Source organism: Amycolatopsis sp. NPDC059021 (assembly GCF_042739895.1).
GTDB lineage: Bacteria > Actinomycetota > Actinomycetes > Mycobacteriales > Pseudonocardiaceae > Amycolatopsis.
Genome location: NZ_JBHYIQ010000051.1, coordinates 446 through 18,118, shown reverse-complemented (window position 1 = coordinate 18,118; position 17,673 = coordinate 446). Strand labels below are relative to the sequence as shown.

Sequence of the window (17,673 nt, the reverse complement as noted above, 5' to 3'; positions counted from 1 at the left end):
AAGGGGGTGGCGCCGCGAGTGGGACGATGTCCTACTCGCGGCGCTCCGCTGCCGCGAGCAACCGGTCGAAGGCGTCCTTTTTGGACACATTCCGCGCCTCGGCGAGGATTTCTTCGTAACGCGGCGCGGAAAGCTCCTCGCGAAGCAAACCTACGAGCCGGCGTGTTTCCGGGTCACCATGGTCGAAAGTGCCCCGGAGCCGCGCGGCGAGGCCGAGCACGGTCGCCGCTTCCTCCGGCTGCCCCTGCCGCAGGCGGATCACGGCGAGCAGATCGGCCGACGCGGCCAGGTCCGGGAAGTCCGGGCGGCCACCGCTCTTGCGCATCGCGGCCAGTGCCCAGCCTTCCGCCTCGTCGAGCCGTCCGTCCGCGATGTCGAGGCGGGCCGTGATGGTCCCGGTCCACTCGTGCAGGATCTCGCGCGGGATCGAGAGCTCTTCCGATCTCTCCTTGATCGCGGGGATCCGGTCCCGCGCGGTCCCGTATTCGCCCCGCTGCACCAGTATTTCCAGCTCGCCGAGCATGGTGATGATGTCCAGCTGCCGGTTTCCCGCCCCTGCCGCATACCGCCGTGCGGCTTCGATTTCCCGTTCCGCCTCGACAAGATCGCACGCCCGCACGTGTTCGAGAATCAGCCGCCACCACTGCTGCGCGATGTCGTCCGGTGACTTCAGTTCGAGCGCGAGACGAAGACCCTCCTGATAGGACGCTATCGCCTCCGCGCTGTTGCCCCGCTGGGAAAGGTTCAGCGCCTGGAAACTGCGAGCCATCGACGTGCCCCAGCGATCCCCGACATCCTTGAACCCGGTGAGAGCGTGTTCGAGGGCGGCGTCGGCGGCGTCCAGCTCCCCGGAGTCGATCAGCACGAAGCTCTCGGCCCAATACGCGGCGGAGCGCGCCCACAGGTCGGGCATGCCCTTGGTCCGTTCGATCTCCTCTTGCGCCAATTCCTTGTCGCCGTTGAGGAAGGCCAGCATCGGCATCGCGAGAGCGAAGGCGGGGAACCGCTCGATCGCGTGCGAGTCCAGGCAGTCGGCCACCAGCTCCCGCACCCGTTCGGACGAGGGCATCTCCGACGGCATCAGCATCATGGCCTCGATCATGCGCATCGCCGCGCGGAAGTCCGGACGCAACCGGTCACCGAACTCGAGCACCTGCGCGACCAGGCTTTTCGCCAGCTCCCCCTGCCCGAGCGTCGACATGTACCAGAACAGGCCGCCGAGCAGCCGGGACGCTGCGTCCACTTCGGACAATTCGATCGCCGAGCGCAGCGCGGCGAGCATGTTGGCGTTCTCGTCCTCGTAGCGGGCGATGATGTCGAGCTGCTCCCGGGAGCGCAGCTTCGGTTCCAACCGCTCCACGAGTTCGACGTAGTAGCCGAGCATCCTGGCCCGCACCACGTCTTCTTCGTCCGCTTCGGACAGTCGCTCCCGCGCGTACACCCGGATCGTCTCGAGCATCCGGTACCGCTGCTCGCCCCTGCTGTCCTCCACGGCATCCACAATGGACTTCTCGACGAGCGAGCCGAGGACGTAGAAGATGTCCGCCTCGGCGAGTACGTCGTCGGCACAGACGGCCTCGATCGCCTCCACACAGGCGCCGGTGGCGAACACCGACAGGCGCCTGGCCAGCATCAGTTCGGCCTCGGTGAGCAGATCCCAGCTCCACTCGACCACCGCGCGCAGGGTCCGCTGGCGCGGCAGCGCCGTGCGGCTTCCCGAGGTGAGCAGCCGGAAGCGATCGTCGAGCCGGCGCGCGATCTGCGCGACGGTCATCGACCGCAGTCGCGCCGCGGCCAGTTCGAGCGCGAGCGGCATCCCGTCGAGGCTGCGGCAGATCCGCGCGACATCGTCCACAGTAGACGCGTTGAGCACGAAGTCCGGCCGCACCGCGACGGCCCGGTCCAGGAACAGCCGCATCGCACCCAGCTCGCCCGCTTCCTCGACGGACGCCTGTTCCCCCGGCACCGGCAGCGGGCCGAGCGGGCACAGCACCTCACCGGTGATCGCCAGCGGCTCCCGGCTGGTCGCGATCACCCGCACCGACGGCACCCTGGTGAGCAGCGCGTCCACCAGCTCCGCGGCGACGTCGATGACGTGCTCGCAGTTGTCGAGCACCAGCAGCGATTCCGCACCGCCGAGGATTTCGACGATGTGCTCCATCGGTGTCTCGGCCGTTCTGCGCCGGATATCGGCCTCGTGGCTGCGCAGATCGCGGACTTCCAACGCGTTCCCCAGCGCACCGAGGACGTCCTGCGGATCGCGGACGCCTGCCAGCGGCACGAACCACACCCGGCCCCGCTGCTGGGCGGGATGTCGCGACGCGGCTTCGATGGCGAGCCGGGTCTTTCCCGCGCCACCCGGGCCGACCAGGGTCACCAGCCGGGCGCCGTCGAGCAGTTCGGCGAGCAGCTTCAGTTCGTCGTCCCTGCCGACGAAGCTGTTCAGCCGGGTCGGGAGCCGATCGGTGGCCGGCGCGAGCGGCGCGAACTCGCCCCGCAACGCGGCGAGGTGGACTTCCTGCAGTTCGGCGGACGGATCGACGCCGAGCTGATCGGCGAGCGTTTCCCGGATGGCCGCGTACACGGCCAGCGCGTCGGATTGCCTGCCCGCCGCGCACAGCGCCCGGACCCGCAGGCCGGCCAGGCGCTCCCGCAGCGGATGTTCGCCGGCGAGCGCGGTGAGATCAGCAAGCACCTCGGCGTGCCGTCCCGCGCGGATCCGCGCGTCGTAGAGATCCTCGGCCGCCTCGATCCGCAGTTCTTCGAGCCGTGCCGCGGGCGCACCGGCGAAGGGCGCGTCCAGGGCATCCGCGAGCGCGGCGCCACGCCACAACTCCATCGCTTCGGCCAGCAGCTCCGCTGCCCGCGTTTCCCGGCCCGCGGTGAGTTCACGACGGCCGTCGGCGGCGAGCCGCTCGAACCGGGACACGTCGACGTCGTCCGGCTGGAGCGCCAGCCGGTATCCGGCGGCGCCGGACTCGACGACCCCGGCGCCCAGCGCCTTGCGCAGCCGGGACACCAGCGACTGGAGCGCGTTGGCCGCGTCGGCGGGCGGCGTGTCACCCCACAGACCGTCGATCAGGGCCTCGGCGGAGACCGGCCGCCCGGGGTCGAGGGCCAGCCTGGCCAAGAGCGTGCGGAGCCGGGCGCCGCCGATCTCGATCGGGGTACCGTCGTCCTCCACCGCCCGCAACGGGCCCAGCAGCGCCACGCGCATGACTCCAGCTTTCCAGAACCGTGGGGGCCGCCATGCCCGGACGTCCCGGAAGGGTGTCCGAATGCCCCGACGTAGGTGTGAATTTTCCGGACAAACCGGGCCGCCAACAGTGAAATCATGCGCGCCGGAAGATACGTTGCAGCGACTTCGTGTCCATGTAGACCGACGGGAGCTTCAATGAGGGGTCAGCACCACTGGCGCAAACCGGTCGTGGCCGTGGCGGCCGTGCTTGCCGGGATCAGCCTGAGCAGTGGGGTCGCGGCCGCGGGCGAGGACGGCTGGGGGCAGCCGACGCCGGGCAGCGACGGAGCGGGGGACAGCTACTACCCACAGGACGGCAACGGCGGCTACGACGTCGCCGACTACAACCTCAAGGTCAGCTACGACCCGCCGACGCGTCAGCTCACCGGCGTCCAGGACATCTCGGCGCGGGCGACGCAGTCGCTCAGCTCGTTCAACCTGGACCTGCAGGGCCTCACCGTCGACTCGGTCGAGGTCAACGGCCGCGCGGCGAAGTTCGCGCGCACCGGGGAGCACGAGCTCGTGATCACGCCGGCGAAAGCGCTTCACCGCGGCCAGCCGTTCGGCGTCAAGATCGCCTACCACGGCGTCCCGGCCGCGATCAACGATCCGAAACTGGGGCCCAACGGCTGGCAGTTCGGCAAATCGGGCGGCGCGTTCGCCGCCGGCGAGCCGAAGTCGGCGTCGACCTGGTACCCGGTCAACGACACCCCGCTGGACAAGGCCACCTTCCACCTGGCGATCACCGTGCCCGACGAATGGGGCGTGATCTCGAACGGCCGCGAGCGCGGAACCCACAAGACGCCGCAGGGCACCACGCACGTCTGGGCGGAGGAAACCCCCGTCGTGCCGTACATGACGACGGTCGCGATCGACAAATGGACCTTCGAACGCTCGAAGCGTGCCGACGGAACGCCGATCGTCAGCTCGTACGCGCCGGGCACACCGGATTCCACCAAGCAGGCCGAGGCCAAGCTCCCGGAGATCCTCGACTTCCTGGAGTCGAAGTTCGGGCCGTACCCGGTGGACGCGGCGGGCGGGATCTTCCTCGCCGAACCGATCGGGTTCTCGCTGGAGACGCTGAGCAGGCCGATCTACTCGGGGCGGGCGGGCAACGTCCAGACGATCGTGCACGAGAACGCCCACCAGTGGTACGGCGACTCGGTCGCGGTGAAGCACTGGAAGGACGTCTGCCTCAACGAATGCTTCGCCTCGTACGCGCAGTGGCTGTGGTCCGAGGCCAAGGACGGCCAGGACCTCAAGACGCGTTACCTGAACACGGTGAAGGGCGCGACGCCGGCGTTCTGGGCGGGCAAGCTGTACGACATGGGGCCGGGCAACGAGTTCACCTACGTGTACTCGAAGGGCCCGCTCATGCTGCACGCGCTGCGGAACACCATCGGCCAGCAGGCCTTCGACCGGGTGCTGAAGAGCTGGCCCTCGGCACACCGCGACGGGAACGCGAGCATGCAGGAGTTCCAGCGCTTCACCGAGCGGTTCGCGCACCAGAACCTGCAAGGCTTCTTCGACGCGTGGATCTACGGGAACGGCAAGCCCGCGGATCAGTACCTCTACCCGGGTGACCTGAAGCCCGCCGCCTGATCGCGGTCCGCAATGCCGTCAAGGCCACCTTACGGGCGACACACGCCCGTAAGGTGGCCTTAACGGCATGAGGAGGCAGGAACGTGGTGAAGGTGCTGGTGACGGGGTTCGCGCCGTTCGGCGGCGAGGCGGTGAACCCGTCGTGGCAGGCGGTGTCCGCGCTCGCGGCAGGCCGTGACGACGTCGTCGCGGTCGAGCTGCCGTGCGAGTTCGACGCCTCGCTTCCCGCACTGCGCAAGGCAATCGAGCAGCACGGCCCGGCACTCGTGGTGTGCACCGGCCAGGCGGGCGGCCGCCCGGACGTCACACCGGAGCGCGTCGCCATCAACCTCGTCGACGCGCGGATCCCGGACAACGCGGGCACGCAGCCGGTGGACGTCCCCGTGATCGCCGACGGCCCGGCGGCGTACTTCAGCACACTGCCCGTCAAGGCCTGCGTCGCGGCGATCCGGGACGCGGGCGTGCCAGCCTCGGTCTCGCACACGGCCGGGACGTACGTGTGCAACCAGGTCTTCTACGGCCTCATGCACCTGCTGGCCACGGACTTTCCCGGGACGCGCGGCGGGTTCGTGCACGTGCCCTACAGCCCGGAGCAGGTCGCCGCCGCGGGAACCGGCGCCCCGAGTCTCGACGTGTCGCGCACGGCCGGGGCGCTCGCGGCACTCGTCGACACCGCGCTGGCGGTGACCGAGGACCTCGCCGTCCCCGCGGGTGCCCTGCATTGACGCTCAGGCCGGTTTGACCTGTTCGGTGAAGTAGCCGGCCATGCTCGCGGCGGTCGGTTTGCCGGCCCGGTCGAGCAGCACGACGACGCCGACCGCCGGTTTCCCGTCGACCTGGAACAGCACGAATCCCGCGTCGCCGCCGGTCGCGCCGGCAACGTAGCTGCCACGCTGGCCGCCGCCGGTCCAGGTCCCGTTGACGTTCTTGGCCGAGTTCAGGTCCAGGTTCGCCCGCGCGGCGACCGCGGCGGTGTCGATCCCCTGGTAGTAACTGATCGTCGTGACCCGGTTGACCTTGCCCGAAAGGTCGGCCCGCACGGTGCAGTCGACCGCCGCGACGGCGTTCAGCGTCTTGGCCGCCGCCGGGTTGCCGGAGCACTGGGTCCGGTCGGGCACGGTGCCCGCCAGCGCCCGCAGGCACGGCGTGAACCCGGCCTGGTCGAAGGTGGTCGCGGCGGCGCAGTTCTCGGCAGGTGCCGCCGCGGGTGTGTCGCTCTTGCTCACCAGGAGCACGGTGGTCACGACGACCGCGATCACCACCAGCACGGCGGCACCGATGAGCAACGGCTTCTTCGCCGAATGCCGGGGTTCCGGCCGCGGAGCCCGCCACGCCTGCCCCATCGGCCCTGGCGAAGGCGGCGGGCCGGGACGCTGCGGCACGGGCGGCGGGCCGGGCCAGGGTTGCCGCGCCGGAGGCGGTGCCACCGGCGGCCGGACCGGCGCGAAGGCGGGCACGGTGAGATTCGGGTCGGCGCCGCCGAGCGGCACGTGGTGCAGGCCGAACGCGACGGCCGTCTCCGGCTGGTCCTGTGTCGTCGGCACGACGCCGAGTTGCTGGGCGAGCAGTCCGGCCAGCAACGGCATCCGGCTCGGCCCGCCGACGAGGTAGATCCCGCCGAGCCGATCGGGCGTCAGCCCGGCCCGCCGGACGGTCGTGGCCAGCAGTTCGGCGCTGCGCAACAGGCTCGGCCGGACCAGCGCCTCGAGTTCGTCCCTGGTCACCAGGACGTCCCCGAACGGCTCCGGCATCGGCACCTCGGTCCGCGGGTGCCGCGACAGGCTTTCCTTGGCGTCACGGACATCCTGCAGCAGCGCACGGCGCAGCCTGCGGTCGGCCGTCGTGTGCGGGCGCAGCAGCCGCTGCCACTGCGCGGGATCGGCGTGCGACACCGACCGTCCGATGTGGACAAGAAGCGCCTGGTCGATGTCGAGGCTGCCGAGATCGGGCAGCCCATCCTCGGCGAGGACCGCGAACCCGTGTTCGGTGATCCCGACGACCGAGCAGTCGAAGGTCCCCGCACCGAGGTCGTACACCGCGATCGGGCCGAGGCGGCGCGACGGCTGATCGCCCAGCGCCGCGTAGTGCGCCGCGGCCGCCACCGGCTCGGGAACGAGCCGGACGTCGGTCAGCCGGGCCTTGGCCGCGCTGCGCCGCAACACCTCCTGCCGCGTCGCGCCCCAGCCCGCCGGGTGGGAGATGCGCACCTGATCCGGCGGCCGGTTCAGCTGCCGCTCGGCCTCCTCGCCGATCCGGCGCAACACCGCCGCGAACGCGTCGGTCACCTCGACGACCGCGTCGCCGAGCAACAGCGTCCCCTCGTCGATACGGCGCTTCGGATTGGGCTCGAACCGGCTCGGCTCGAGCCGAGCCCGGCGCTCCGCGTCCTGCCCCACGACGAGCAGGCCGTCCTCGCCCGCGTACACCGCCGACGACATCGTGACCGACCCGTCGATCTCGATGGCACGGGGTCCACGCCCGAACGCGGACAACACGCCCACCGTGCTCGAAGTGCCGAAATCGATCGACAGAACGTCCACGCCTCACCCTCCCCGGACCGGCCAGCGCATCGTCTCACGCCGGATGGGGCGCGCCGTCGGCCTACCGGGCGTCGCGCGTTCGCGACGCCGCTCAATCCGACGCCCTCACACCCGGACGTACGTGAAGGCCGAATTCGGGGCGCTGAGCGCCCTCATGGGGGCCTTCAGAGACATCTCACCACTCGCTGCTTGGCGACTCTGGTCTCGCTCGTCCCGCGGCAGCCCGACGGAGCTGCGCCCGCTGGAATCCGAGCACATGCGCCTCGGTGGCCTCACGAGCCGCGACGCGAGCGGCTAAAAGGCGAAAGGGCGGCTCCCCGCCAGGGGAACCGCCCTCTCGTCAGGCTCGAACCGGGATCAGTCGTTCTCGGCCTCGGTGGCGTCGTCACCGCTGCTCGCGCCGATGCTGACCGGCGGGGCGTCGGGGACGGACGTCGGCTTCTTCTCACCCCGGAAGGTGAAGTGGGCCTTGTCGTCCTTCTCGTCCGTGTCGCCGCTCCAGCCTTCGACGTCGACCAGGATGATCTGGCCCGCCTCGACCTCGCCGAAGAGGATCTTCTCCGACAGCTGGTCCTCGATCTCGCGCTGGATGGTCCGGCGCAGCGGCCGGGCACCGAGCACGGGGTCGAAGCCACGCTTGGCCAGCAGCGCCTTCGCCTTCGAGGTCAGCTCCAGCTCCATGCCCTTGACCTTGAGCTGGGTCTCGACCCGGCCGATCATCAGGTCGACCATCTCGATGATCTGTTCCTGCGTCAGCTGGTGGAACACGATGATGTCGTCGATCCGGTTCAGGAACTCCGGCCGGAAATGCTTCTTCATTTCCTCGTTAACCTTTTGCTTCATCTTCTCGTACCGGTTCGTCGAGTCCGAACCGGAACCGAAGCCGAGCGACACGGACTTCGAGATGTCCGAGGTACCCAGGTTCGAGGTGAAGATCAGCACCGTGTTCTTGAAGTCGACCGTGCGGCCCTGGCCATCGGTCAGGCGGCCGTCCTCCAGCACCTGCAGGAGCGTGTTGTAGATCTCCTGGTGCGCCTTCTCGATCTCGTCGAACAGCACCACCGAGAACGGCTTGCGCCGCACCTTCTCGGTCAGCTGGCCACCCTCTTCGTAGCCGACGTAGCCCGGAGGGGCACCGAAGAGCCGCGAAGCGGTGTAGCGGTCGTGGAACTCACCCATGTCGATCTGGATGAGCGCGTCGTCCTCGCCGAACAGGAACGACGCCAGCGCCTTGGACAGCTCGGTCTTACCGACACCGGACGGACCGGCGAAGATGAACGAGCCGGACGGGCGCTTCGGGTCCTTCAGGCCGGCGCGGGTACGGCGGATCGCCTGGGACACGGCCTTGACCGCGTCCTCCTGGCCGATGATCCGCTTGTGCAGCTCGTCCTCCATGCGGAGCAGACGCGTGGTCTCCTCCTCGGTGAGCTTGAACACCGGAATGCCTGTCCAGTTGGCCAGGACCTCGGCGATCTGCTCGTCGTCGACCTCCGCGACGACGTCCAGGTCACCGTCCTTCCACTGCTTCTCCCGCTCGCCCTTCTGGCCGAGCAGCGTCTTCTCCTCGTCCCGCAGCCGGGCGGCCCGCTCGAAGTCCTGCGCGTCGATCGCGGACTCCTTGTCCCGGCGCACGTCGGCGATCTTCTCGTCGAACTCACGCAGGTCCGGCGGCGCGGTCATCCGGCGGATGCGCATCCGCGCGCCCGCCTCGTCGATCAGGTCGATCGCCTTGTCCGGCAGGAACCGGTCGTTGATGTACCGGTCGGCCAGCGTCGCCGCGGCCACCAGCGCCGAGTCGGTGATCGAGACGCGGTGGTGCGCCTCGTACCGGTCGCGCAGGCCCTTGAGGATCTCGATGGTGTGCTCCAGCGACGGCTCGCCGACCTGGATCGGCTGGAACCGGCGCTCCAGCGCGGCGTCCTTCTCGATGTACTTGCGGTACTCCTCGAGCGTGGTCGCGCCGATGGTCTGCAGCTCACCACGCGCCAGCATCGGCTTCAGGATCGACGCGGCGTCGATCGCGCCCTCCGCGGCGCCCGCCCCGACCAGCGTGTGCAGCTCGTCGATGAACAGGATGATGTCGCCGCGGGTCTTGATCTCCTTGAGGACCTTCTTCAGCCGCTCTTCGAAGTCACCGCGGTAGCGCGAGCCCGCGACCAGCGAACCCAGGTCGAGGGTGTAGAGCTGCTTGTCCTTGAGCGTCTCCGGGACCTCGCCCTTGACGATGTTCTGCGCCAGGCCCTCGACGACGGCGGTCTTGCCGACGCCGGGCTCGCCGATCAGCACGGGGTTGTTCTTCGTGCGCCGCGAGAGGACCTGCATGACCCGCTCGATCTCCTTGCCGCGCCCGATCACCGGGTCCAGCTTGCCCTCGCGGGCGGAGACGGTCAGGTTGCGGCCGAACTGGTCCAGCACCAGCGACGAGGACGGCGTGCCCTCGCCACGGCCGGAGCCGGTCTCGGCGGACTCCTTGCCACCCTGGTAGCCCGAGAGCAGCTGCAGCACCTGCTGACGCACCCTGTTCAGGTCCGCACCCAGCTTGACCAGCACCTGCGCGGCGACGCCCTCGCCCTCGCGGATCAGGCCGAGCAGGATGTGCTCGGTGCCGATGTAGTTGTGGCCGAGCTGCAGCGCCTCGCGCAGCGACAGCTCCAGCACCTTCTTCGCCCGCGGCGTGAACGGGATGTGCCCGCTCGGCGCCTGCTGGCCCTGGCCGATGATCTCCTCGACCTGCTGGCGCACGCCCTCGAGGGCGATACCCAGCGACTCCAGCGCCTTGGCGGCGACACCTTCACCCTCGTGGATCAGACCCAGGAGGATGTGCTCGGTGCCGATGTAGTTGTGGTTGAGCATCCGGGCCTCTTCCTGGGCCAGGACAACCACCCGCCTCGCGCGGTCGGTGAACCTCTCAAACATGTGCACTCCCTCGACTGCTGCGCCGGCGGCCCGTTTCCATCGCGTGCTTGCACCGCGATGGATTCAGCACCGTGAGACCACTCTAGTAGCCAAGTCGTCGCGCTGGCGTACCACTACGGCTGTTGGCGGCCCGATCGCACCCGTACGGCTATCCGCACGGACATCTCTCATCATCCGGTTGCCCTGCACCTTTACGTCAAGCACAACGTGTGTCCGGCCACCCGGATTCCTCCGGATGGGCCGTGTCCGCTCACCGCGAACAGATGCGCAACCTGGAAGTTCCCACTTCCTGGTTACCCGATTGGCGCAACATCGAAAAGTATGTAAGGTTAGGCACGCCTAATCAGTACGGGTGTCGCCGCACCGGCAAGGAGGGCCGCGGGTGAACCATCAGCGGTCCTTCCGCGACGCACGCGAGGTCGGCGACGGCCTCGCGGCTTCGCTCCTGCGGGTCGGAGGGCTGCAGGAACGGGGCGAGATCCGCCGGGACGTCCCCGACGGCTGGCTGCGGTGTTCGGACCTGCTGGCCGATCCCGAGCGGTTCAAGGACTGGCGGAAGCTGCTCGGTGACTGGCTGTTCACCGAGTACGGCGAAGCCCCCGAGCGCACGACCGCGAGCTACGTCATGTCGTGGTACCTGCACGTGCCCGCCTACGTCGGCGCGCTGCTGCTGCACCACGAGCGCAGAGTCCCGTCGTTGAAGCCCGCGGAACTGGCGTTCGAGCTGGGCGACGACCGGCCGCATCCGGTCGGGATGGCCGTGCTGGGCGACGACTTCTACTGCCTGCCGACCGACCCCGGCTCCGCGCTGCCGGAGGCGACGGTGGTGCCCGACGAGCGCACCCTCGCCGCGGTGCTGCGGGCGCACTACATCGCCCACGCCGCGAAGTTCGTCCGCGCCTACGCGCCGGGCAGCAGGCTCGGCCGCCGGATGCTGTGGGCCGCCGCGACCGACGCGCTGGACAACTCCCTCTGGTGGGCGGGCAAGCAAGGCGGCACCGCCGAGGCCGAAGGCGCGGGCGTCGCCGACGCGGCCCTCGTGCTCGACACCCGGTTCCCGCCGCTGACCTCGCCCTCGACCCTGCGCATGGAGACCGGCCCCGACGGGCACCGCGAGTGGACCCGCCGCCGCGAAAGCTGCTGCTTCTCCTACCTCCTGCCCGACGAAACCGAATGCGCGGAGTGCCCCCGCACCTGCTCCCGGTGAGTTCTCCATCCAGTCACGCGAGATGCGCCCCCAATCACGCGAGACACGCGTCCGGACACACGAGATGTCCGTCCGGGCACGCGAACTGCCCGCCGGGACACACTCAGGGGCGCCACGACGGGTCCCGGCCGGTCGCTCCCAGCGCGCGGTCGAGCATCGGCGCGGACTCGGGAACGGCGACCTCGGGGCCGTAGACCTTCATTTCCCGCGCCTGCTCGCCCATCGCGACGGCACCGGCGTGCACCGCGGCGGCGATCTCCGCCGCACAGGCGAAATCCCGGCCGGCGGCACGCGCGAGATCCCAGCCGTGCAGCACGAACTCGCCGAGCACCATCTCGCCGACGACACTCGAAGGCAGTTCGGTGCGCCCCAGCGACGTCATCCCCGTCCATGCCGCGGACGCCGAGAAAACGTCTACCAACGTGCTCGTCTGGTTCTCCAGCGCCGCCGCCCAATCACCGGTGACCAGGTCCACATCGGTCTCGCCACCCGTGACGGCCGGCGGTTCCTCCCGGCGCCCGGCGGCCAGCAGCCACGGACCCCAGTAGAGCAGGTGATTGACCAGACCTCGCACGTCGAAGGCCTCGCACGGCGTGCGAACGGTGAGGTCATCCGGAGTGAGCGAAGCGGCGACACGCTGGAATTCGGCCGCTGCCGAAGGGACGAATGCGGAGTGGTCAGCCATGACTCCATCCAGCCACCGCGGAGAGCGAAAGGTATAGAAGGAACGCGACAGCTATCGTGATCCGGTGCCCGATCACCGGATCCCCCGGGGCATCATCAACGAGCGCGTTGCCCGAACGAAGTTCACGCTCACCCGGCATCCGCCCGCGCCCGCTCTGACGCCATTCGTGCAGTACTACTGGATACTGCGCTGGGATCTTCGCGGGCAGCCGCCGTTCGAACAGCGCGTCCTGCCGAATCTCTCGGTCCACGCCGTGTTCTTCCCCGGCGCCGATGGCGTGTACGGACCGATGCACGACGTGTTCTCCTATCGCCTCGAGGGCAGGGTGCACGGTCTCGGTGTCCGGTTCCGGCCGGGATGTTTCCGGCCTTTCCTCCGTCAGCCGGTCCGCAATATCACGGACCGCTCGATCCCGCTGGCCGAAGTCTTCGGCCCGGCGGCCGAAGCGACGACGGAATCGATCAGGAACGTGAACGGAGATCACGAAATGGCCGGGGCGGCCGACAAGCTGCTGACCGCAAATCCGCCCGTTCTTCCCCCGGCGGCCGCCCGCGCCAGCGAGACGGTCGAAACAATCGCCGCCGATCCGGGAATTACCCGGGTCGGCCAGCTGTGCGCGGCCACCGGTCTCGACGTCCGTTCCCTGCAACGACTGTTCGCCGAACACATCGGCTGCACCCCCAAGTGGGCCATCCGGGTATATCGGCTGAACGACGGGGCGCGACGGATCTCGGGGACGGAGCGGCCGGATTACGCCGGTCTGGCGGCACAACTGGGCTATAGCGACCAGTCCCACTTCACCCGCGATTTCCGCACAGTAACCGGCCTGTCGCCCGGCGAGTACGCCAGGGCGGCCCGCGAAGATCGTGAACAACCCCGGACATGAAGAAAGCCGCCGGAGGAATTCCCCCGGCGGCTTGGCGGCGAACTACGCCGTCAGTTCTTCTTGTGGTAGGCCTCGACCACCTCGGACGGGATGCGGCCACGGTCGGAAACCGCGTAGCCGTTCTTGCGGGCCCAAGCGCGAATGGCCTGGTTCTGCTCGCGGTCGACGGTCGCCGGGCGGGCCGACGCCTTGGCGCCGACGGCCGGGCGAATCGGGGCGCGCTTACGGCCACCGGCGCGACGGGCGTGCTCTACATACTGCGCCAGAACGTCCCGCAACTCCTCGGCGTTTTCCGCGGAGAGGTCGATCTGGTAGGCAACACCGTCCAAACCGAACTCAACGGTCTCCTCCGCCTCGGTACCGTCGATGTCATCGACCAGCGAGACGAGCACCTTCTGTGCCATCTGTTTCCTCCTGGGCTTGCTACTCGAAACGATCTGGTTACGGGGCGAGCCCCGGAACAGAAGACTTTGTCTAGCACATTAATACCCGCTGATCCGGGCTAACGCAAATCTCGTTTGAGATAACCGTCAGCTATCCGTCACACGGCCGGGTTATTCGGGCCGCACGAGGGGGAAGAGGATCGTCTCCCGGATACCGAGGCCGGTCAGCGCCATGAGCAACCGGTCGATCCCCATTCCGACGCCGCCGCTCGGCGGCATTCCGTACTCCAGGGCGCGCAGGAAATCCTCGTCGAGCCGCATGGCTTCACTATCACCCTGTGCGGCGAGCTGCGACTGTTCGGTGAGGCGTTGCCGTTCCACGACCGGATCGACCAGCTCGGAGTAACCCGTCGCCAGTTCGAATCCACGGATGTAGAGGTCCCACTTCTCCGCGACTCCCGGCCTGCTCCGATGCTGCCTGGTCAGCGGAGAGGTCTCCAGCGGAAAATCACGGACAAATGTCGGAGCGTGGAGATGATCACCGACGAGGTGCTCCCACAGTTCCTCCACCAGTTTGCCGTGGCCGAGCTTCGGATCGACCTCCAGGCCCCTGGCCTCGGCGAACGCCAGCAACTTGCCGGCAGGCGTCTCCGGGGTGACCTCTTCACCCAGCGCGTCCGACAACGACTCGTACATTCCCAGCGTCGTCCACTCACCGGAAAGGTCGTACTCCGAACCGTCCGCGAGGGTGACCACCTGGGTACCCAGCACCGTCTCGGCCGCTTCCTGGATCAACTGCCGCGTCATGACCGCATTGGTGTCATATGTCGCATAGGCCTCGTAGTACTCGAGCATCGCGAACTCCGGGGAGTGCGAGGAGTCGCTGCCCTCGTTCCGGAAGTTTCGGTTGATCTCGAAAACCTTCTCGATACCGCCCACGACGCAGCGCTTGAGGTACAGCTCCGGCGCGATCCGCAGATACAGATCGAGGTCGAAGGCGTTCGAATGCGTGACGAACGGACGTGCCGCCGCCCCGCCGTGCAGCGTCTGCAGCATCGGCGTCTCGACCTCGGTGAAACCGCGACGGTGGAATGAGTCGCGCAGCGAACGCAGTACGCCGGCGCGGGTTCGCACGACATCACGTGCCTTCGGCCGCAGGATCAAGTCGACATAGCGCTGCCGGATCCGGGTTTCCTCGGCGAGCTCCTTGTGCGCGACCGGGAGCGGGCGCAATGCCTTCGAGGTCAGCCGCCAGCCGTCGGCGAGCACGGAAAGCTCGCCACGCTTGGAAGTGATCACCTCACCGTGCACGAATACGTGGTCGCCGAGATCGACGTCCGACTTCCACGCCGCGAGCGCGTCCTCACCGACCTTCGCGAGGCTGATCATCGCCTGCAATTCGGTCCCGTCGCCCTCGCGGAGACTGGCGAAACACAGCTTGCCGGTATTGCGGATGAACATGACCCGGCCGGTCACGCCGACCAGCTCGCCGGTGGCGGTGTCGGCGGGCAATCCGGAATGCGCGGCACGCACCTCGGCCAGCGAGTGCGTTCGCGGCACCTCGACCGGGTAAGGGTCGATCCCTTCCGCGAGGATGCGCTCACGCTTGTCCCGGCGGACCCGCAGCTGTTCGGGCAGATCGTCTTCGGGTGGCGTGGCGCCGGAAGAGGGATTGGTGTTCATACCCCATAGCCTACGAACTCACCGTTCGGCTACGCCAACCGGATTACCGTTCGCGGAGCGAACATGAAGGTTTTCCGTCGTTTAACCTGGGCTGGTGAACGAACCGATGGCTGATCCCGATCAGGAACTGCGGGCCAGACGGGCCGCGTCGTTCGGCTCGCACGCGGCCGCATACGCCCGGCATCGCCCCGGCTACCCGCGGAAAGCATTGTCCTGGGGCCTTTCCGGGGCCGCCCCGGCACCCCTGCGGGTCGTCGATCTCGCCGCGGGCACCGGCAAGGTGAGTCTCGGCCTGATCGGACTCGGGGTGCGCGTCACCGCGATCGAACCGGACCCGGCCATGCTCGCCGAGTTCTCCCGGCTGTTGCCCGAGGTCACGGCGATGACCGGGACCGCGGAAAACATCCCGCTCGCCGATGGTTCGGCCGACGCGGTCGTCATCGGCCAGGCCTTTCATTGGTTCGACGCCGACGCGGCGCTCGCCGAAATGGCGCGCGTGATTCGGCCGGGTGGAGTAGTCGTGGCCCTGTGGAACCACGACGACGAATCCGTGGCTTGGGTCGCCGAGTTCCGCGAACTCACCAGGACCGGGGTCAGCCGGGTATGGCTCGACAACCCCGGCGATGTGCCGACACATCCGGCCTTCGACACGTTCGAACGGGAGATTTTCCCGCACTCCCAGCGGCGCACCGCAGAAAGTCTCGTGGAAACCGTGGCCACGCATTCGCATATGCTCGTCGCCTCACCGGAGCAGGCGAACACCACGTTGAGCACGGCTCGAGCTTTCCTCGAGTCGAATCCGGAGACCGCCAACGGCGAGTTCGACCTGCCGATCATCACGTCCGTTTTCCGCGCGAGGCGGCGATGACCTCGATGGATCGGACCGACTGGGCGGAAGTGTTCACCGCGGTGTTCGGCGCGCCCTCGTCGGCGGTGATGGCGCGGGTCCACGCCGAGGTGCTGGGCGACGAATATCCGGCGGACCTGGATGTGTACAGCTTCGTCACCAAAACGGACCTGGGGAGATTCACAGCGAATGCACAGGTGTCGGCGGGTGACAGAATCGCCGACATCGGCTGCGGCCGCGGCGGCCCTGGGCTGTGGGTTTCCGCGCAGCGGAATGTCTCGCTGATCGGAATCGATATAGCGGAGACCGCGCTGGAGTCGGCGCGACGGCTGGCCGAGACACTGGGCAGGTCCGATCGGGCGGAATTCCGCCTCGGCAGCTTCGCCGAAACGGGCTTGCCCGCCACCTCCGTGAACGCCGTGATGAGTGTCGACTCGTTGTTGTTCGCTCCCGGCAAAGCGGCCGCGCTCACCGAACTGGCCCGCATCCTCGTTCCCGGCGGCCGACTGGTGCTCACGACCTGGGATTTCCATGGTCAACCCGTGAATATGCCGCCACAGGTGCCGGATCACCGGCCCCTGCTCGAGGCCGCGGGATTCGACGTCCGCGCCTACGACGAGGTCGAGTCGTGGCGGGAACGGCAGATCCGGATCAACGAATTGATGCTCGACGCGGTCGACGCGCTCGCCGGGGAAAGCGGAGGAGATCCCGCCAGGATCGTCGCGAACCTGAAGCAACAGCGCGGCAACCTGGATCTGATGACCCGCCGCGTGCTGATCGTCGCCGAACGTCGCTGATTGCGCACAACGCAGTGCGAAACGCATTCGGCGTAGCCGCCGGATGGCGACGGAAATCACCGGGCGGCGAGGCGGGCCGGTGCTACCGTCGGAAGTGGCCCCCCACTCGGGGACGGCCCCGGACGAGAGCGTCGTACCCGGTCAGGACAAGACGACGCAGTGACCATCACTGCGAAGGGTTCCGACCATGTCCTGGCTTGTCCTTGTCCTCTCCGGTTTTCTCGAGACCGTCTGGGCCGCCGCGCTCGGCGCCTCGAAGGGCTTCTCGAAACTCGTCCCCAGCATCACGTTCGGGGTCGCGCTCGTACTCAGCATGTGCGGGCTCGCCTACGCGCTCCGCGAGATCCCGCTCGGCACCGGGTACGCCGTCTGGGTCGGCATCGGCGCGATCGGCACCGCGATCTACGGCATGGTGGCGCTCGGCGACCCGGCAGGCGTCGCCCGCATCTCGTGCCTCGTGCTGATCGTGGCGGGCGTCGTCGGGCTGAAACTCCTGCACTGAAACTCCTGCGCCAGAGACCTTGACCTCCAGTTAACTCGACCGTCGAGACTGAGGGAGAACCCATCGACGAAGGGGAAACCTCATGCGAGTACCGCGTCTGCGCGGCCGCGGCCTCGGCAGGGTGCTGATCTCGGTCACCTCACTGGCGACCGCCGTCGGCCCCTACAAGGCCGACTGGAACGAGACCCATGTGCACAACCCGGCCTGGCCGCCCCACGCCAAATTCCACAACGGACAGACGATGAGCCTCGGGCTCGCACTGGGCGTGGGAAGTCTGTACCAGCTGTGGCGGGCGCCGGGCGCGGCGCGCCCGAGCCAGGCCACCCCTGCCCCCCCGGGGGGCCGGTTCGGGGGGACGCCGCTGTGGGCGCGCGCCGACCCCGGCCC

The 17,673-nt window shown here is 68.6% G+C and carries 14 protein-coding genes and 1 riboswitch; of the genes, 8 read left to right on the top strand and 6 right to left on the bottom strand.

What is annotated here, in order from left to right; translation table 11 throughout:
- Window positions 1-31 precede the first annotated feature (31 nt).
- Window positions 32-3,217 (bottom strand): BTAD domain-containing putative transcriptional regulator, encoded by a 3,186-nt coding sequence (locus ACFWX1_RS27300; RefSeq protein WP_378391974.1) that lies wholly within the window; start codon window positions 3,215-3,217, stop codon window positions 32-34.
- A gap of 177 nt (window positions 3,218-3,394) precedes the next feature.
- On the opposite strand from ACFWX1_RS27300, the gene ACFWX1_RS27295 reads away from it, so the two are divergent.
- On the top strand, window positions 3,395-4,840 hold the full coding sequence (locus ACFWX1_RS27295) for a M1 family metallopeptidase (protein ID WP_378391972.1): 1,446 nt from the start codon (window positions 3,395-3,397) through the stop codon (window positions 4,838-4,840).
- A gap of 83 nt (window positions 4,841-4,923) precedes the next feature.
- Window positions 4,924-5,565 (top strand): pyroglutamyl-peptidase I, encoded by a 642-nt coding sequence (gene pcp / locus ACFWX1_RS27290; RefSeq protein WP_378391970.1) that lies wholly within the window; start codon window positions 4,924-4,926, stop codon window positions 5,563-5,565.
- 3 nt (window positions 5,566-5,568) lie between these two features.
- Here the strand turns inward: pcp and ACFWX1_RS27285 are convergent, their stop codons facing one another.
- The gene (locus ACFWX1_RS27285) at window positions 5,569-7,380 is read right to left on the bottom strand and encodes an Hsp70 family protein (RefSeq protein WP_378391968.1); all 1,812 of its coding nucleotides are present in this window, start codon (window positions 7,378-7,380) and stop codon (window positions 5,569-5,571) included.
- Between the two features lie 357 nt (window positions 7,381-7,737).
- A complete protein-coding gene (locus tag ACFWX1_RS27280) occupies window positions 7,738-10,296 on the bottom strand; it encodes an ATP-dependent Clp protease ATP-binding subunit (protein WP_378391966.1) in 2,559 nt (852 codons plus the stop codon).
- Window positions 10,297-10,678: 382 nt separating this feature from the next.
- Between ACFWX1_RS27280 and ACFWX1_RS27275 the strand changes: the two genes are divergently transcribed.
- Window positions 10,679-11,503 carry a (2Fe-2S)-binding protein gene (locus tag ACFWX1_RS27275; RefSeq protein ID WP_378391964.1) on the top strand — a complete coding sequence of 275 codons (825 nt, stop codon included), beginning with the start codon at window positions 10,679-10,681 and terminating at the stop codon, window positions 11,501-11,503.
- Window positions 11,504-11,606: 103 nt separating this feature from the next.
- Here ACFWX1_RS27275 and ACFWX1_RS27270 read toward each other — a convergent pair whose 3' ends face one another.
- Entirely contained in the window at window positions 11,607-12,188 is a 582-nt protein-coding gene (locus ACFWX1_RS27270) for a TIGR03086 family metal-binding protein (protein ID WP_378391962.1), read from the bottom strand.
- Window positions 12,189-12,252: 64 nt separating this feature from the next.
- Between ACFWX1_RS27270 and ACFWX1_RS27265 the strand changes: the two genes are divergently transcribed.
- The gene (locus ACFWX1_RS27265; protein WP_378391960.1) at window positions 12,253-13,074 is read left to right on the top strand and encodes a DUF6597 domain-containing transcriptional factor; all 822 of its coding nucleotides are present in this window, start codon (window positions 12,253-12,255) and stop codon (window positions 13,072-13,074) included.
- Between the two features lie 50 nt (window positions 13,075-13,124).
- Here ACFWX1_RS27265 and ACFWX1_RS27260 read toward each other — a convergent pair whose 3' ends face one another.
- On the bottom strand, window positions 13,125-13,478 hold the full coding sequence (locus ACFWX1_RS27260; RefSeq protein ID WP_345406481.1) for an Lsr2 family protein: 354 nt from the start codon (window positions 13,476-13,478) through the stop codon (window positions 13,125-13,127).
- Window positions 13,479-13,628: 150 nt separating this feature from the next.
- On the bottom strand, window positions 13,629-15,140 hold the full coding sequence (lysS, locus tag ACFWX1_RS27255) for a lysine--tRNA ligase (RefSeq protein WP_378391958.1): 1,512 nt from the start codon (window positions 15,138-15,140) through the stop codon (window positions 13,629-13,631).
- A gap of 94 nt (window positions 15,141-15,234) precedes the next feature.
- Here lysS and ACFWX1_RS27250 point away from each other — a divergent pair, with 94 nt between their 5' ends.
- From ACFWX1_RS27250 to ACFWX1_RS27235, 4 genes are all read left to right on the top strand, one after another.
- Window positions 15,235-16,008, top strand: a complete 774-nt coding sequence (locus tag ACFWX1_RS27250) for a class I SAM-dependent methyltransferase (protein ID WP_378391956.1) — start codon at window positions 15,235-15,237, stop codon at window positions 16,006-16,008.
- Complete coding sequence (locus tag ACFWX1_RS27245; protein WP_378391954.1) at window positions 16,005-16,784, top strand: class I SAM-dependent methyltransferase; 780 nt, start codon at window positions 16,005-16,007, stop codon at window positions 16,782-16,784. Before ACFWX1_RS27250 ends, ACFWX1_RS27245 begins: the two co-directional genes overlap by 4 nt.
- A 92-nt stretch (window positions 16,785-16,876) precedes the next feature.
- Window positions 16,877-16,945, top strand: a riboswitch (guanidine-III (ykkC-III) riboswitch).
- 26 nt (window positions 16,946-16,971) lie between these two features.
- Window positions 16,972-17,286, top strand: a complete 315-nt coding sequence (locus ACFWX1_RS27240; RefSeq protein ID WP_378391952.1) for a DMT family transporter — start codon at window positions 16,972-16,974, stop codon at window positions 17,284-17,286.
- An 82-nt stretch (window positions 17,287-17,368) separates the two neighbouring features.
- Window positions 17,369-17,673: DUF6640 family protein (locus tag ACFWX1_RS27235; RefSeq protein ID WP_378391950.1), on the top strand; the 305-nt coding region annotated here is incomplete at its 3' end.

Excerpts from the sequence above, each read along its gene's own strand:
- ACFWX1_RS27245 (WP_378391954.1), top strand. The coding sequence starts at position 16,005 with ATGACCTCGATGGATCGGACCGACTGGGCGGAAGTGTTCACCGCGGTG.
- ACFWX1_RS27260 (WP_345406481.1), bottom strand. The coding sequence starts at position 13,478 with ATGGCACAGAAGGTGCTCGTCTCGCTGGTCGATGACATCGACGGTACC.
- ACFWX1_RS27300 (WP_378391974.1), bottom strand. The coding sequence starts at position 3,217 with ATGCGCGTGGCGCTGCTGGGCCCGTTGCGGGCGGTGGAGGACGACGGT.
- lysS (WP_378391958.1), bottom strand. The coding sequence starts at position 15,140 with ATGAACACCAATCCCTCTTCCGGCGCCACGCCACCCGAAGACGATCTG.
- ACFWX1_RS27240 (WP_378391952.1), top strand. The coding sequence starts at position 16,972 with ATGTCCTGGCTTGTCCTTGTCCTCTCCGGTTTTCTCGAGACCGTCTGG.
- ACFWX1_RS27270 (WP_378391962.1), bottom strand. The coding sequence starts at position 12,188 with ATGGCTGACCACTCCGCATTCGTCCCTTCGGCAGCGGCCGAATTCCAG.
- ACFWX1_RS27280 (WP_378391966.1), bottom strand. The coding sequence starts at position 10,296 with ATGTTTGAGAGGTTCACCGACCGCGCGAGGCGGGTGGTTGTCCTGGCC.
- ACFWX1_RS27295 (WP_378391972.1), top strand. The coding sequence starts at position 3,395 with ATGAGGGGTCAGCACCACTGGCGCAAACCGGTCGTGGCCGTGGCGGCC.